Raw genomic sequence first — 15,811 nt, 5'->3', positions numbered from 1 at the left:
GCTCGCCGGGGCGTCCGCGCGCCTCAGCGCGAGCACACCGGCCGCTGCGGCTGACCCGGCAGGTACAGGCCCCGCTCCCGCGGGCTGATCTCGCGGCCGATGGAGCGGCAGATGACGTCGATGACGCGCGCCGGGCCGGGCAGCGTCACGTCCCACAGCCGCACCGCGCCGTCCTCGCTGCTGGTGGCCAGGGTGCGGCCGTCGGGGCTGTAGGCCAGCGACCGCAACGCCCTCGCGTCCCCGGCGAGGGTGGCCCGGGCGGTGCCCGTGGCCAGGTCCCACAGCCGTACCGTGCCGTCGGTGCCGCTGCCCGTGGCCAGCGTTTCACCACCCGGCCGCAGCGCCATCGCCCCCAGGAAGGACGTCCGGGTGGCGAACGTGAACCTGGCCCTGCCCCCGCGCGTGTCCCACCGGCGCACGGTGCCGTCACCGCCGCCGACGACCAGCTCCCGCCCGTCGGGGCGGAACGCCAGCGCCTCCACCGTCCGCGAGCGCGCGGGCAGCCAGCCCCGGGGCCGCCCGGAGGCCGTGTCCCACAACCGCACCCGCCCGTCGTCGCCGGCGCTGGCCAGCGTGCGCCCGTCCGGGCTGAACGCCACCGAGCGCACCCGCCGACCGTGCCCGGCCAGCGTGGCCCGTACGGTGCGGGTGGACACGTCCCACAGCCGCACGGTGCCGCGCGAGCCACCGGCGGCCAGCGTGCGCCCGTCGGGACTGAACGCCACCGACCACACGGCCCACCCCTCCGCGCCGGCGAACCGCGCCACCCGCCGCCCCGTCCGCGCGTCCCACACCGACACCGTCCCGTCATCGACGCCACCGGCCGCCAGCAACCGCCCGCCCGGGCCGTACGCGAGAGAGCCCACGCGGCCCGTGTGCCCGCGCAGGACCGAGTGCGGCCTGCCCACGTTGCGGTGCCACAGCCGCACCGTGCCGTCGTCGCCGGCGCTGGCCAGGTTCCGACCGCGCGGGTCGAAGGCCACCGCGCCCACCCCGCCGGTGTGGCCGCTGAGCGTGGTGCGCGAGTTGCCGCCGGCCACGTCCCACAGCCGCACCGTGCCGTCCGCGCTACCGCTGGCCAGCAGCCGCCCGCCCGGGGCGTACGCGACCGAGGTCACCTGCCCGGTGTGGCCGGGGAACGTGGCCCTGGCCCGCGCGCCGGCCACGTCCCACACCCGTACGGTCCCGTCGGTGGCGCCGCTGGCCAGGTTGCGCCCGCCGGGGCCCAGCGCCACCGAGGTCACCCGGCCGGTGTGGCCGCGCAGCGTCGCGCGGGCCGGACCGCCGGCCGGCGGCCAGAGGCGGACCGTACCGTCGTCGCTGCCGCTGGCCAGCGTGCGCCCGTCGGCGCTCGCGGCCACCGCGGCGACCGCGTCGGCGTGGCCGACCAGGCGCGCGCCGGGCGCGCCCCGCGCCACGTCCCACAGGCGGACGGCCCCGTGCCCGCCGGCGCCCACGAGCAGCCCGCCGTCCGCGCCGAACGCCACCGGCCCCACGGGCGCGCCCCGCCCCGCCGGCCCGACCATCGGCGCCCCGTCCGCCACCCGCCACAGCCTCGTCGCCGTCCGTGGCCCGCTGGTGGCCAGCGTGCGCCCGTCCGGGCTGAACGTCACCCACGCCGCGCCCGCGGTCGGGCCGGCCAGCCGGGGCCGCGGGCGCTGGCCGCGCACGTCCCACAGGCGCACCGCTCCACCGGCCCCGCAACCGGCGGCCAGCGTGCGCCCGTCGGGGCTGAAGGCCGCCGAGCGGGCGCCCGTGGCGGAGCCGGCGAGCGTGGCGCGGCGGCGCCCGCTGGCCACGTTCCACAGCGTGACGGTGCCGTCCCGGTCGCTGACGGCCAGGGTGCGCCCGTCGGGCGCGAACGCCACCGCGGCGACCGCGCGGCCCACCGGGAGCCGGCGTCGCAGCGGCAGGTCGGCGGCGGCGTAGAGGCTGGCCGTCGCCTCCTCGGTGGGGCTGGCCCGGTAGGCGTGCACGGCGAGCAGGGCGGCCAGGTCGGGGTTGTCCCCGAGCAGGGTGGCCGACTGGGCCGCGAGTTGTCGGGACAGGGCCAGCCGGCCGGCGCGCACGGCCCGCTCGCGCTCCCGTTCGCTGTCCCGGTACTGGTCCCAGGCGGTGAGCCCGGCCACCAGCGCGACGAGCAGCAGCACCGAGACGCTGGCGGCGAACTGGCCGAGCCTGCGCGCGGTGCACACCGCGGCGTGCTGCTCGCGGTCGCGGGTCGCGCGGCTGGCCGTGAGGAAGTCCCGCTCCAACGCGGTCAGGTCGGCCCGCGCGGCGGCGGACGCGAAGGCGTCCTCGGCGCCGCTCAGCCGCGCGCCCCGGTACAGCGCCCCCGCGTCGCGGCCGAGTTCCTCCCACGCCGCGGCGTCCTGGGTCAGCCGGCGGTGGGTGGCCAGCCGCTCGCGGTCCTCCTCGACCCACCGCCGCAGCCGGGGCCAGGAGTCGATGAGCGCCTCGTGCGCCAGGCTCACGCAGTCCTCGTCCACGGTGATCAGTCGGGCGCGCGCCAGTTCCTCCAGCGCCTCGGCCGCCGTGGCGCGGTCGCCGGTGTCCAACTCCCGGCGCGCGACCGGCCGCCGGGTGTCCGGGCCGCCGACGCCCGGCGCGATCAGGCGCAACAGGATGCGGCGGACCACGGCGGCCTGCCGGGCGGGCAGCCGCGCGTACGACTCCTCGGCGGTCTGGGTGAGCGCCCCCTGGATGCCGCCCGCGGCCTCGTACGCCTCCAGGGTCAGGGTGCGCCCACGGCGGCGGCGCCAGGTCTCCAGGAGGGCGTGTGAGAGCAGGGGCAGCGCGCCCACCTCGCCGGCCGCCTCCTTGACCAGTCGCGCCGTCAGGGCCCGCTCGACCACCAACCCCTCGGCCGTGGCCGGCCCCACGATCGCCTCGCGCAACTCCTCCGGGCCCATCGGCCCGATCGGCAGCCCGGCGTCGCGGGCCGCCGCGGCCAGCGGCCCGTGTTCGAGGAAGCGGCCGTAGAAGTCCGCGCGCACCGCGAGGACCACCCGCAGCCCACTGCCCGGCCGTCCGGCCGCCAGCAGCAGGTCGATGAACTCCGCCCGCTCCGCGGGGTCGGCGCACAGCGTGAAGACCTCCTCGAACTGGTCGACCACGACCACCGTGTCCGGCGCCCGCGCCGCCGGCCCCGCCGCCCGCGCGGTCAGCGCGCCGGCGTGGTCGCGCACCGGGTGCTCGCCGGGGGTCAGGACACGGATCGCGGCCGGCCGCCCGCCGTCCGGGGCCGCCTGCCGCAGACGCGGGATGAGGCCCGCGCGCAGCAGCGACGACTTGCCGCTGCCGGAGGGGCCGAAGACGGGGACCAGCCGGTGGTCCGCCACCCGCCGCAGCAACTCGGCGGTCAACCGGTCCCGCCCGAAGAACCGGGTGTGGTCACCGGGTTCGAAGCGGGCCAGGCCGCGGTAGGGCGAGCGGAGCGCGTCCGAGGCCGCCAGGTGCGCGCCCACCGCGGCCGACGCCGCGCGCCACCGCCGCTCCCACTGGCCGGCGTCGCCCCCGCAGGCCCGTACGTACGCCAGCGTCACCGGCAGCGAGGGGAACTGCTCGCCGCCGGCCGCCCGCGACATGGTCGACACCGAGAACCCGGCGCGCTCGGCCATGACCCGGTACGTCGGTTGGCCGGCCGAGGTGCGCAGCGCGCGCAGCGCCGCGGCGAACTGCTGGACCGGCCCCGCGTTCGGGTCCACCGGATTCTCACGACGGCCCACCCCCGTCGCCCCCCTGTGCTCGCGTGACGCGGCCACTCCAGCACGGCGCCCGGCGCGGGGTAAGGCGCGGACCGGCCAAGCGCGGGGCGGCGGCGCGCGGTGGCCGTCGTCGGGACGGGGAATGTCACCGGGACGCGAGGAGGGCAGACGACGGGAGGGCCGCCCGGTGGTGGGCGGCCCTCCCGCGCTGTGCTGATGTGCGCTCCTACGCCGCGCGTGCGACAAGGCGCCCGGCGGTGGGGGAGCGGGTCAGGCGCTCAGGTTCCAGAGCGCGTGCGCGATGGCGTCGCTGTTGTGGTCGAGTGCCGTGTCGTCCAGGTTCTTCGTGGTGTCGCAGGAGGAGTGGTAGCACGGGTCGAAGGACTCGCCCGGCGTCCCGCCCCACTTCTCGGCCTGCTCCGCGGTCTTGGCTGCCTCGGCGCCGCTGAACAGGCCGCCGACGCGCACCCCGCGCTCCTTGAACGGCGCGTGGTCGGACCGGCCGTCGCCCTCGGTCTCCTGCTCCGTGACGATGTCCTTGCCCGCGTACCAGTCCTTGAAGACCTTCTCCAACTCCGGGTCGTCGTCGTAGACGAAGTAGCCGGGGTTGGGCGAGCCGATCATGTCGAAGTTCAGATAGGAGTTGATCTTCGACAGATCGCCCGAGCTCAGCTCGTTGACGTAGTGCGTGGAGCCGACCATGCCGTACTCCTCGGCGCCCCACCAGGCGAAGCGGAGCTTCTTGGCGGGCTTGAGGTCGGCCTTGGCCACGTTGAGCGCGACCTCCAGGATGCCGGCGGAGCCCGACCCGTTGTCGTTGATGCCGGCGCCGCGGCCGACCGAGTCCAGGTGCGCGCCGGCCATGACGACCTGCTCCGCGTCGCCGGCGGGCCAGTCGGCGACGAGGTTGTAGCCGGTGGAGCCGTTGAAGTCGAACTCCTGGAGGGACGTGGTGAACCCGGCGGCGTCCAGCTTGCCCTTGATGTAGTCCACGGACGCCTTGTAGCCGGGCTGGCCGTGTGCCCGGTTTCCGCCGTTGCCGTCGGCTATGGACTGCAACTCGGTCAGATGCCCCTTGACGGCGGCGATGTCGATGTCGGGTGCGGCGGCCCGGGTGGGGGAGGGGGCCGCCTGGGCGCCGGAAGCCCCGCCGAGCAGGGCCGTGGCGAGAGCGGTGCAGGTGGCGGCGGCGATGGCGCCGCGGCGCGGCGATGCGTTTCGGTACACGAGGGCTCCGTTACAGATGTGGGGGGTGGTGCGGAGCGAATGACGCGGACATGAGGATTGATGCTTTCCCGTCCATCGTCAAGAGCGATTACCGGACGAGCATCTCCGGGGAGCGGTGTCATCGGCCCGCCCGCCCCGCTCGGCCACCGCGCTGACGTGCGCGAAGGCCACCGCACCGGCGCGGGCCACGGATGCCGGACGCCGGACGGAACCCCGCCGCGAGCTGCCCCGTCCCGGCCGCCGCCTGACGCGCCACCACCAGCCGCGCGCCGGGGCTGAGGCCGCCCTGCCGCCGCGCGCCCGCCCTTCCCTACGCCACCCGCCCCGCTCCCGTACGCCATCAGACCCGGGCCCGTACGCCGAACGCGTGGCCCGCCCGGGAGCGGTGGCCGGTCGTCGCGGGGTGGGGCGGGTCGGTCGGTGGAGGTCGCGTACGGGGCGGCGACGGGCGGGGCTCCGCAGCCCGGGACGGCCGGGGCCGGCGCGGTTGTCCGCCGGTCGGGGGGATCTGACGTCGCGACGGTAGGCCGTCTGCCCCAGCCCGCGATGCAGCTTACGTCTTGGTAAAGAACACTTGTGTGACCTGTTCCGGTGGGTGAAGGAGACGTAAAGATCCTCCTGACCACCACCGCCGTCCTTCGACGGCGACCCAAGTAGGGGGAGTGCCTACGTGAAGAGAACAGCGATATTCGGTGCGGCCGGCACCGTGCTGACCGGCGTCCTCATCGCCGGGACCCTGGCCAGCCCGGCGGCCAGCGCGGGCGAGCGGCAGAGCCACCGCCCCGGCCTGTCCACGGAACAGCGCGCCGCCATCGGCGTCAAGATAGCCGCCGCGCGGGCCGCGCACACCGGCATCGACTGGAAGGACTGTCCGGCCGACTGGGGCCTGGAGAAGCCGATCCAGTGTGGGTACGTCACCGTCCCGGTCGACTACACCAAGCCGAACGGCCGCACCATCAAGATCGCGGTTGACCGCGTGGGCAACACCGGCACCGCCGACGAGCGACAGGGCGCGCTGCTGTACAACCCCGGCGGCCCCGGCGGCTCCGGGCTGCGCTTCCCCAAGCGCGTGACGACCAAGGCCCCGCTGTGGCAGAAGACCGCCAAGGCGTACGACTTCGTCGGCTTCGACCCGCGCGGCGTCGGTCGCTCCGCACCCATCTCCTGCGTCGACCCCCAGGAGTTCGTCAAGGCCCCCAAGCTCGACCCGGTGCCCGACAGCGAGGCCGACAAGCGCGCCCAGCGCAAGCTGGCCCGCCAGTACGCCCAGGGCTGCGCCGAGCGCAGCGGCGACATGCTGCCGCACATGACGACCCCGAACACCGCCCGCGACCTGGACGTCATCCGCGCCGCGCTCGGTGAGAAGAAGCTGAACTTCATCGGCGTCTCCTACGGCACCTACCTCGGCGGCGTCTACGCGACGCTCTTCCCCCAGCACGTGCGCCGCATGCTCGTGGACAGCGTGGTCAACCCGTCGCAGGAGAAGATCTGGTACCAGGCCAACCTGGACCAGGACGTCGCCTTCGAGACCCGGTGGAACGACTGGAAGAAGTGGGTCGCCCGCTACGACTCCGCGTACCACATCGGCGACACGCCCGAGAAGGTCCAGCGGCAGTGGGACAAGCTGCGCGCCACCGCCAAGAAGAACCCCATCGGCGGCGTCGTCGGCCCGGCCGAACTGCTCGGCTTCTTCCAGAACGCCCCCTACTACGACTCGGCCTGGACCACCGTCGCCTCCGTGTGGAGCGCCTACCTCGCCGGTGACGCCAAGCCCCTGATCGAGGCCGCGGGCCCCGACCTGTCGGACGTCAAGGGCAACATCTCGTCGGAGAACGGCAACGCCGTGTACACGGCCGTCGAGTGCGCCGACGCCAAGTGGCCCACGAGCTGGCGCAAGTGGGACCGCGACAACACCCGGCTGCACCGCGACCACCCGTTCCTGACCTGGTCGAACGCGTGGATGAACCTGCCGTGCGCCACGTGGGAGGGCCCGCAGTACCAGCCCGTCAACGTCAAGTCCCACCGCGGCCTGCCGCCGGTGCTGATCGTGCAGAGCACCCGCGACGCCGCCACCCCGTACGAGGGCGCCGTCGAGCTGCACAAGCGGCTCAAGGGTTCGCGCCTGATCACCGAGCGGGACGCCGGCTCGCACGGTGTCACCACCGAGCTGAACCCGTGCATCAACCAGCGGGTGGACGCCTACCTGCTGCGCGGCACGGTGGACGCGAAGGACGTGGTCTGCGGTCCGCACGCCACGCCCAAGCCGGAGCAGGCGAGCAAGACCAAGGCCACGCTGGTCGCCGACCGCCTCACCCCCTGATGACCGGGCCGGGGCGGTGACCGACCGCCCCGGCGCGTGGGATCGGCTCACCACAGCGGAGGCCGCCGGGCCAGGCCCGGCGGCCTCCGCTGCCGTTTTCTCCCGGGTGACCCCAAGCCGTGCGGTGGCCGGTGATCGAGGGCCACTCGCCCCGCTGGCGGATCAGGCCGGGTCGGTGGCGTCGCCCGGGCGCGGGCCGAAGGCCGCGGCGAAGGCGGCCCGGGTGGGGGAGTCGGCGCGCCGGTCGAGCACCGCGAACACCACGTGGGCGAAGCGGCCGACGAAGCGCCCGTCGCCCGTCAGCAGGGCCCGGAAGGCGCCGGCGACCTGGGCCGGATCGTTGCGGAACACCCCGCAGCCCCAGGCCCCGAGCACCAGGTGACGGTGGCCGTGCGCCGCGGCCACCTCCAACACCCGCTCCGCCCGCGACGCCAGGGCCCGCGGAACGCGCGCCACCGCCGCCGGGTCGCGCTGGGCGATCACCCCGGCGTTGGGCGCGGCCGAGGTCAGGAACGCCACCCGGTACGGCTCGTCGAGCAGCGCGCCGCCATCGTCGCGGAACACCGCGACGCCGGGGGAGTAGATGACCCGGTCGCTGTAGAAGGGGCTGGGGTCGGCACGGTGTGCGGCGTAGAACTCCGGGACCCGCCGCAGGCTGGCGTAGAGCGCGCTGCCCCGGCACAGCGCCTCCTCCTGCGCCTGCGCCCCGTTCAGGTACCCGCCGCCCGGGTTGCGGGCCGAGGCGAAGTTGAGCACCGCGACGGTGCCGCCCGCCAGGGCCGGCCCGGCGCCCTCCGACCCCTGGGCGTCCGCGCCGTACGCCGCCCCGTCCCCGGTGCTCAGCCGACGGGCGGCGCCGAGGCTGCCCTCCGGCGTCACCTCGAACCGGGTACGCGGCTCGGACCGGTCGCCCGGAGCGGCCACGCCCCGCGCGACCTCCACCGGGCCCGGGCCGTACAGCCGCGTCCCCTCGGCCGCCTCGGCCAGCCACGGCGCCAGCCGCACCGGGTGGCCGCCCGGCGACGGGTAGCCGCCCGCCGCCACGATCTGTTCCGTCTCCTTGGCGACGCCCCGCAACCGCGCGCTCATGTCCCCGCTCACCGTCCCCCGCGTACCGGGCCGCCGCCACGCTCGCGGCGCGGCCCCTGATCGGGGACGAGGCTACGGAGTGCCGTCGCGCGGCGCCACGGGTTTGCCCGCCGCCAGCCAGGCGTCCTCGGCGGCGTAGTCGAAGAGGAACGCGTAGGGCCGGACCATGGCGGGGAAGGCCGTGCGCCAGTCCTCGTGCGCCAGCCTGCCCGCGATCCACTCCACCGTGACGGGCAACGCCTCCTGGTAGGTGACCACGGGGCGGTACCCCAACTCCCGCTCGGCCGCCGTCATGTCGTACACGACCGGGTGCGCCCCGCTCCACGGCGTCACCCCGACCCGCTCGGCCGCGGGCACCCCGTCCACCAGGAGCAGTTCGCTCTCCACGCCGAGCGCGGCGTCCACCGCGCGGGCGATCTCGGCGACGGTCGGCGCCCGCGGGTCGCCCGCGTTCAGCACCCGCGACCCCGGCTTCCGGGCGGCGAGCCGCACCAGCTCCGCGACGTTGTCCGCGTGGACGGGGTGGAAGCGGCTCTCGCCACGGTGCGCGAGCACCCGCACGGGCCGCCGATCCAGCGCCCGCTGCACGAAGTGCAGCTCACGCGGCATGCGGCTGTGTCGGCCGTGGACGGCGCCGGCGCGCACCAGCGTGCTGGGCAGCCGGTCGCCGGCCGCCAGCAGCGCCTGCTCCAGGGCCACCTTGCGGGTGGCGTAGCCGCTCTCGCCGGGCGCCACCGTACGGTGGGACTCGGGCACCGGGACGGGCAGCTCGGGGAAGCCGTCCGGCGTGTCCTGGGTGTCGAGGCTGCGTCCGCGCTCGTCCTCGTAGACGGCGCCGCTGGAGATGACGACGGCGGAGCCGATCCGGTCCGCGAGTGAGATCAACTGGTGCGCGTGCGATGCGCCGTAGGCGACGCAGTCGAGCAGCACGTCACAGCCCTCGCCGAGGGCCGCCGCCAGCGCGGCGTCGTCCTCCCGGTCCACGGCCAGCGGTGTCACCTCCGGCGGCCACTCCGGGTCCCCCGCCCCGCTGAGGGAGGCCGCCCGCACCCGCCAGCCGTCGGCGGCCAGCGCGCGCACCGCCGCCCGGCCGATCTGCCCGCGCGCCCCGAGGACGAACGCGGTCCCGCGCGCCCCGCCCGCAGCCGCTGTCCCGGTCTGCCCTGCCGCACCTTTGATCATGGTGGGACGCTAGGGCCCGGGCACGACGCCCCCAAGCCCCGTTCGCCGTGCGCTGATCCGCCGTCAGCGCAACGCCCCCGGCGTCCCGCTTCCGGGGCGGCAGCCGGGGCGGGGGCCGGCGGGTCACGCCAGCACGGCGAGGGCCGGGCCGGGGCGGTACGTGGCGGAGTCGGCCCGGGCTCACGCCACTGGCCGAGCCCGGTGCGGCCGATCGGGTGACCGCCCGGTGCGCCGCCTTGTCCCGGGCCGCCGGGTCGGGGTGCGCTGACGCTCGCGGCCCCGTCCGTCCGACAGCCATGACGGCCCTCGTGGTCGGCGTGGCCGGGCCGCGGCGCGCGGTGCCTCGCACGCCGCGTGCCGCCGCGCCGGGCGAGCCGGTGGCCGCGCCCGGGCCCCATCCGGCCCGGTCCCAAGCCCTGACCAGGAGGCCCCCATGCACCGCCGCGCCCGTACCGCCCGCATCCTCGCCGCCGCCGCGCTCGCGGCCTGCGCCCTCACCACCGCCCCCTCGGCGGACGCCGCCCCGCAGCCGCCGGCCGGCAGCCTCTTCCTCACCGTCTCGGGTGCCGACGGCGAGCTGACCCGGATGGCGCGGCTGGACTGCGAACCCGCCGGCGGGTCGCACCCGCTGGCGGCCGAAGCCTGTACGGCGCTGCGCGCGGCGGACGGCAACCCCGATCGGCTCGTCGCCCAGCGACTGGTGTGCACCGAGGAGCACGCGCCCGTCACCGCCCGCGTCACGGGCGCCTGGCGCGGCACCCCGGTCAACTGGAGCCGGACCTACCCCAACGCCTGCCACCTGCGGGCCGCCACCGGCGCGCTCTTCCAGTTCCCCGCCGCCACCGGGGCCTGAGCCGCGCCGCCGCGCCTCCTCACGTGCCCCGCGCGGCCATCACGCCCACGGTCAGCAGGCCGAGCACCACCCAGCCGAACCACAGCCAGCCGTTGCTGCCCAACGTCACGGTGTAGGCGGTCACCATCACCAGTCCGCCCACCGTGAAAATCGCCATCGCCTTCGCAGATCCGGGCATCCCCGCAACCTCCTCATGGCGGCCGGGGCGTGCGCCCCGACCACGGCCAGGGGGCCATCGTCTCCCGGGGCGGGGCGCCACCGCTAGCGCTCGGCGCCGCTACCTGCTCTTGGCCTGCAAGGACGCCAGGTAGTCGTTGTAGGCGTTCAGCTCCTTGTCGCCGTCGCGGTCGGCGACCCGGTCCGAGCGGCGCGCGGTGCGCTGCTCGGACCGGTACCACTGGAAGACCAGCGCGATCAGCACCACCACGGACGGGATCTCGCTGAACGCCCAGGCGATGCCGCCCGCCGCGTTCTGGTCCGAGAGCGCGTCGATGCCCAACGAGTCCGGCGGGTTCTTGTACGTGCCGATCATCGGCTCGGACGCCATCATCAGGGCGATGCCGAAGAAGGCGTGGAAGGGCATGCCGGCGAACAGCTCCAGCATCCGCATGACGTACCCGGGCCGGTGCGGGCCCGGGTCCACGCCCATGATCGGCCAGAAGAAGACCAGACCGACCGCGAGGAAGTGCACCATCATCGCGATGTGCCCCGGCTTGGACTCCATGAGGAAGTCGAACAGCGGCGTGAAGTAGAGCGCGTACAGGCTCGCGATGAACAGCGGGATCGTGAACGCCGGATGGGTGATGATCCGCACGTAGCGGCTGTGCAGCAGGGCCACGAGCAGTTCGCGGGGGCCGGGTCCGCCGCGCCCGGCGCGCGCCCGCCCGGCCGGCAGCGCCCGCAGCGCCAGCGTCACCGGCGCGCCGAGCAGCAGCAGGATGGGCGAGAGCATGCTGATCACCATGTGCTGCACCATGTGCACGCTGAACATGACCATGCCGTAGTCGTTGAGCTTGGTGCACATCACCAGCGCGACGGTCAGCACGCCCACGACGAAGGAGACGGTCCGCATCACGGGCCAGCCGTCGCCGCGCTGGTGCAACCGCAGCGCGCCCCACCCGTACAGCGCCAGCGCCAGCAAGCAGCCGATCAGGAAGAACGGCTCGCTGCTGTACTCCAACCCGCGAGCCAGGGTGAACGGCGGCAGATTCATGTCCATGCCGTGTCCGCCGTGATCCATCCGCTCTCTCCTCAAATCGCCGCAAACGCTCGCACCAGAGTAGAACCGCCCCCGGCCACGTCGTGGGCCGGGGGCGGTCGGCGCGCCAGGCGGGGTGGAGCCACAGCCGTGCGGGTGCGGGCGCCGGAGGCGGAGCGCTCAGCTCACAGCACGCACTCGGCCTCCGCGTACCGCTCCATGGGCACCGTCTTCAGGTGCTCCACCGCCTCGGCGAGCGGGGTCAGGACGATGTCGGTGCCGCGCAGCGCGGTCATCATGCCGAAGTCGCCCCGGTGCGCGGCCTCCACCGCGTGCCAGCCGAACCGGGTGGCCAGCACCCGGTCGTAGGCGGTGGGCGTGCCGCCGCGCTGCACGTGGCCCAGGATCACCGGCCGCGCCTCCTTGCCCAGACGCTCCTCCAGTTCGACGGAGAGCTGTCGGGCGACGCCGGCGAACCGCTCGTGGCCGTAGACGTCCTTGCCGCCGACGTCGAACTCCATGGAGCCCTCGCGCGGCTTGGCGCCCTCCGCGACGACCACGATGGCGAACTTCTTGCCGGCCTGGAAGCGCTGGCCCACCAGCTCGGCCAGTTCGCCGATGTCGAAGGGGCGCTCGGGCACGACGATGGCGTGCGCGCCGGCGGCCATGCCCGAGTGCAGCGCGATCCAACCGGTGTGCCGCCCCATGACCTCGACGATCAGCACCCGCTGGTGCGACTCGGCGGTGGTCTTGAGCCGGTCCAGGGCCTCGGTGGCCACGCCGACGGCGGTGTCGAAGCCGAACGTCACGTCGGTCGACGCGATGTCGTTGTCGATGGTCTTGGGTACGCCGACGATGGGCAGCCCCGCGTCGGACAGGAGGCGGGCCGCCTTGAGCGTGCCCTCGCCGCCGATCGGGATGATCGCGTCGAGACCGAGGTCCGCGACGTGGCCCCGGGCCCGCTCGACGCCGTCCCGCAGGTGCTCGGGACGGACCCGGGAGGAACCGAGGATGGTGCCGCCCAGGGCCAGGATGCCGCCGACGGCGTCGAGGTCGAGCTTGCGGTAGTCGGCTTCGAGAAGGCCACGCCAACCGTCGTGGAACCCCACGACCTCGTCGCCGTGGTCGGCGACCGCACGGTGTACGACCGACCGGATTACGGCGTTCAGACCGGGGCAGTCACCGCCGGAAGTGAGCACACCAATACGCATGGTTTGTGATACCTCTGCAACTCAACCGGACGACCGGACCCCGTCGTCCGGTTGGATCGCGGTCAGCCTACAAGCGCGTAGCACTCCCGCGGGGCGAGTGTCCGTCATGCGGTCTGCGTCGCCGCCGCCATCCGCTCGTTGCGCAGCGCCTCGTACCAGCGGTCGTCCACCGGCGGCAGCGCGTTCACGTCGAGCGCCAACTTCAGCAGCAGGTCGGCGATCTGCGGGTTACGGGCGAGCACAGGGCCGTGCATGTACGTGCCGAACACGGTGTCGTTCCACGCGCCCTCGGTGCCGTCGCCGGTGCCGTTGCCCTTGCCGAGCCGGACCCGGGCGAAGGGGCGGGCGGTGGGGCCCAGGTGCGTGACGCCCTGGTGGTTCTCGAAGCCCGTCAGCGGCGGCAGGCCGAGCCGGTCGTCGATGTCGCCGAGCACGTCGCCCACGCACCGCTCGCCCTCGCCACGGGTGCTGACCACGTCGAGGAGCCCGAGCCCGGGCTCGCGCTGCCCGAGGTCGTTGATGAACTCGTGGCCGAGGATCTGGTAGCCGGCGCAGACCGAGAAGACGATGGCGCCGTTCTCCACCGCGCGGTTGAGGCCGCCGTCGCGCCGCAGCCGCTCGGCCGCGAGCCGCTGCGGCCGGTCCTCGCCGCCGCCGATCAGGTAGATGTCACCGGAGGTGGGGATCTGCTGGTCGGAGCGTACGTCGACGCGGGAGACGTTCAGCCGGCGCTGGCGGGCGCGCCGCTCCACGACCAGCGCGTTGCCCTGGTCTCCGTACGTGCTCAGCAGGTCGGGGTAGACCCACACCAGGCGCAGGCTGTTCTGGCTCATCCTCGGCATCCTTCGTGCTTCAGCGATTCGGGGGGCGGTGGCCGCGTCGCGGGCCGGCCCGCCGCGGTGGGGCGGCCCCCGACGCGGGAGTCGACGTCGCGCGGGGGCCGGGGAATCCGTCGTGGCCGGCGGCTAGTTGCCGACGCGGCGGCGCAGGTCCTGGAAGGCGGTGTAGTTGGCGATGACCTCAATCCGGCCGGGCGGGGCCATCCGTACCGCCTCGTCCGCGTTCTCGCAGACCCGGAAGTCGAGCCCGGCGACCTCGAGGCGCACCGCGAGGTCCAGTTTGCGGTCGCCGATCACCATGATCGGGTGCCCGGCGAGCCGGGTGTAGTCCACGTCCCACAGCCACGAGGTGTCGGTGCCGTCCGCGCCGCGCGCGTTGACCGACAGGATCACCGGCGTGGGCGGCGGGTCGATCAGCGAGAACGTCTCCAGCCAGCCGGCCGGGTTCTTCGCGAGGAGCAGCCGGAGCTGGCGGTCCATGAAGGTGACGACGTCGTACCGGCCGGCGACCGCCTGCACCGCGTACATCCGCTCCAGCGCGACCTGCGGCGGCACCCCGAACGTCGCGGCGACGGCCGCGGAGGTGGCCGCGTTGGCCTTGTTGGCCCGGCCGGGGAGCTGGAGGTGGATCGGCCACGCCGAACCCTGCGGGTCGAGCACGTAGTCGCCGTTCAGGGCCCAGGTGGGGCGGGGGCGGCGGAAGCCGCAGTCGGCGCAGCCCCAGTCGTCGCCGGGGCGCTGGAGGACGCCACCGCAGGACGGGCAGGACCAGGCGTCGTCCTTCCACTCCTGGCCCGCGGCAACCCACACCACGTTCGGGCTGGACGAGGCCGCCCAGACGATGAGCGGGTCGTCCGCGTTGGCGATGACCGTGGCCTTGCTGCCGGCCAGGCCCTCGCGCCACTTCTCGGCCAGCATCCGGGTCTCGGCGGCGCGGTCGAGCTGGTCGCGGGAGAGGTTCAGCAGCGCGATGGCCTTGGGCGTGGTGTCCCGGGCCACGCCGGCCAGGTACTTCTCGTCCACCTCGATGACGCCGTACCGGGCGTCGGAGCCGCCGGCGAGGGCGGAGGTGATGCCGGCGGGCATGTTGGCGCCCAGGGCGTTGGAGACGACCGGTCCGCTGGCGCGCAGCGCCTCGGCGATCAGCCGGGTGGTGGTGGTCTTGCCGTTCGTCGCGGAGACGAGGATCACGTCGAGATGCCGCGCCAGCCGGGCCAGCAGGTCCGGGTCGAGCCGAAGGGAGACCTTCCCCCCGATCACTGACCCGCTGCCGCGACCAGCGACCCGCGACACCGCCGCTGCTGCCCTGCCCGCCGTCACGGCCAGCTTGGCGCGCGGCGGCAGCGGCTCCGTGTTGCCTGCCATCGTCCTTGTTCCTCCTTGCGTCCGGCGCAGTGCCCGCCCCCGGGGCTGCCGGTCAAACGCCCCCTTGATGCCGAATCGCCAGCCGGGAGGCTTCGGTCGGGGTTCAGCCTATCGAGATCCAGACCCTGGCCCGAACCCCGCCACCTGCGCCGGGCTTCCCGGTCCGGTCGCCACAGCCGTGCCGGCCCGGCCGGACCGTACCCTGTTCCGCATGCGAACTGGCGCGATCCCCGGCAGCTCGGGACGGGTGCGGCCCCTCCGGCTGCTCGGCGACCCCCACTTGGCGGCCCCGTGCGCGGAGGTGACGGAGTTCGGCTTCGAGCTCGCCCGCCTGGTGGAGGACATGTACGCGACGATGTACGCGTCGGGGGGCGTCGGCCTCGCGGCCAATCAGATCGGCGTCCCGCTACGGGTGTTCGTATACGACTGCCCCGACGACGAGGACCGCCGCCACCTGGGACACCTCGTCAACCCCCGCCTCGTGTACGCCGACGGGCTGATCTTCCGGGGCCCGGAGGGCTGCCTGTCGCTGCCCGGCATCGAGGCCGGCACGCCCCGCTTCGACCGCGCGGTGGTGGAGGGCGTGAGCGTGGACGGCAGCCCGCTGCGCGTCGAGGGCAGCGGCTTCTTCGCGCGCTGCCTGCTGCACGAGTGCGACCACCTGGACGGCAAGCTGTTCACCGACCGGCTTGAGGGCCGCCGCCAGCGCCGGGCGCTGCGCGCGGCGGCCCGCGCCCCGTGGGCGACCGAGCCCAGAGCCTGAGCGGCTGCGACGGGGGAGCGGACGGAGGAGTGGGGCCCGCCGGTCCCGCGTCGCGGA

General features: G+C 74.9%; 12 protein-coding genes. 3 read left to right on the top strand and 9 right to left on the bottom strand.

Going from position 1 to position 15,811, the window contains the following annotated elements:
• Nucleotides 1-23: 23 nt before the first annotated feature.
• Both AC3CHW_RS01230 and AC3CHW_RS01225 read right to left on the bottom strand, forming a co-directional pair.
• Nucleotides 24-3,707, bottom strand: a complete 3,684-nt coding sequence (locus AC3CHW_RS01230; RefSeq protein ID WP_488469232.1) for an nSTAND1 domain-containing NTPase — start codon at nucleotides 3,705-3,707, stop codon at nucleotides 24-26.
• A gap of 270 nt (nucleotides 3,708-3,977) precedes the next feature.
• Complete coding sequence (locus AC3CHW_RS01225) at nucleotides 3,978-4,934, bottom strand: M28 family metallopeptidase (protein WP_398611725.1); 957 nt, start codon at nucleotides 4,932-4,934, stop codon at nucleotides 3,978-3,980.
• Between the two features lie 670 nt (nucleotides 4,935-5,604).
• Here AC3CHW_RS01225 and AC3CHW_RS01220 point away from each other — a divergent pair.
• A complete protein-coding gene (locus AC3CHW_RS01220; protein ID WP_488469231.1) occupies nucleotides 5,605-7,254 on the top strand; it encodes an alpha/beta hydrolase in 1,650 nt (549 codons plus the stop codon).
• 162 nt (nucleotides 7,255-7,416) lie between these two features.
• On the opposite strand, the gene AC3CHW_RS01215 is transcribed toward AC3CHW_RS01220, so the two are convergent.
• Together AC3CHW_RS01215 and AC3CHW_RS01210 are read right to left on the bottom strand one after the other, a co-directional pair.
• Nucleotides 7,417-8,343 (bottom strand): TIGR02452 family protein, encoded by a 927-nt coding sequence (locus tag AC3CHW_RS01215; protein WP_488469230.1) that lies wholly within the window; start codon nucleotides 8,341-8,343, stop codon nucleotides 7,417-7,419.
• 72 nt (nucleotides 8,344-8,415) lie between these two features.
• On the bottom strand, nucleotides 8,416-9,525 hold the full coding sequence (locus AC3CHW_RS01210) for an NAD-dependent epimerase/dehydratase family protein (RefSeq protein WP_488469229.1): 1,110 nt from the start codon (nucleotides 9,523-9,525) through the stop codon (nucleotides 8,416-8,418).
• 433 nt (nucleotides 9,526-9,958) lie between these two features.
• Between AC3CHW_RS01210 and AC3CHW_RS01205 the strand changes: the two genes are divergently transcribed.
• The gene (locus tag AC3CHW_RS01205) at nucleotides 9,959-10,378 is read left to right on the top strand and encodes an SSI family serine proteinase inhibitor (RefSeq protein WP_488469228.1); all 420 of its coding nucleotides are present in this window, start codon (nucleotides 9,959-9,961) and stop codon (nucleotides 10,376-10,378) included.
• Between the two features lie 19 nt (nucleotides 10,379-10,397).
• Here the strand turns inward: AC3CHW_RS01205 and AC3CHW_RS01200 are convergent, their stop codons facing one another.
• From AC3CHW_RS01200 to AC3CHW_RS01180, 5 genes are all read right to left on the bottom strand, one after another.
• Complete coding sequence (locus AC3CHW_RS01200; RefSeq protein ID WP_176165566.1) at nucleotides 10,398-10,556, bottom strand: hypothetical protein; 159 nt, start codon at nucleotides 10,554-10,556, stop codon at nucleotides 10,398-10,400.
• 99 nt (nucleotides 10,557-10,655) lie between these two features.
• On the bottom strand, nucleotides 10,656-11,618 hold the full coding sequence (locus tag AC3CHW_RS01195; RefSeq protein WP_176165567.1) for a cytochrome c oxidase assembly protein: 963 nt from the start codon (nucleotides 11,616-11,618) through the stop codon (nucleotides 10,656-10,658).
• Nucleotides 11,619-11,761: 143 nt separating this feature from the next.
• Entirely contained in the window at nucleotides 11,762-12,787 is a 1,026-nt protein-coding gene (locus tag AC3CHW_RS01190) for a 6-phosphofructokinase (RefSeq protein ID WP_176165568.1), read from the bottom strand.
• 104 nt (nucleotides 12,788-12,891) lie between these two features.
• Nucleotides 12,892-13,620 (bottom strand): type 1 glutamine amidotransferase, encoded by a 729-nt coding sequence (locus AC3CHW_RS01185; protein ID WP_398611731.1) that lies wholly within the window; start codon nucleotides 13,618-13,620, stop codon nucleotides 12,892-12,894.
• Between the two features lie 132 nt (nucleotides 13,621-13,752).
• Nucleotides 13,753-14,991 (bottom strand): Mur ligase family protein, encoded by a 1,239-nt coding sequence (locus AC3CHW_RS01180; RefSeq protein WP_176165570.1) that lies wholly within the window; start codon nucleotides 14,989-14,991, stop codon nucleotides 13,753-13,755.
• A gap of 211 nt (nucleotides 14,992-15,202) precedes the next feature.
• Between AC3CHW_RS01180 and def the strand changes: the two genes are divergently transcribed.
• Complete coding sequence (def, locus tag AC3CHW_RS01175) at nucleotides 15,203-15,754, top strand: peptide deformylase (RefSeq protein WP_488469227.1); 552 nt, start codon at nucleotides 15,203-15,205, stop codon at nucleotides 15,752-15,754.
• The last annotated feature ends 57 nt before the right edge of the window (nucleotides 15,755-15,811 follow it).

This window comes from Streptomyces sp. MGP-BFMKR1, from assembly GCF_057766585.1.
Note: the sequence above shows the minus strand (reverse complement) of the source record. Positions and strands in the feature narration are given on the sequence as shown.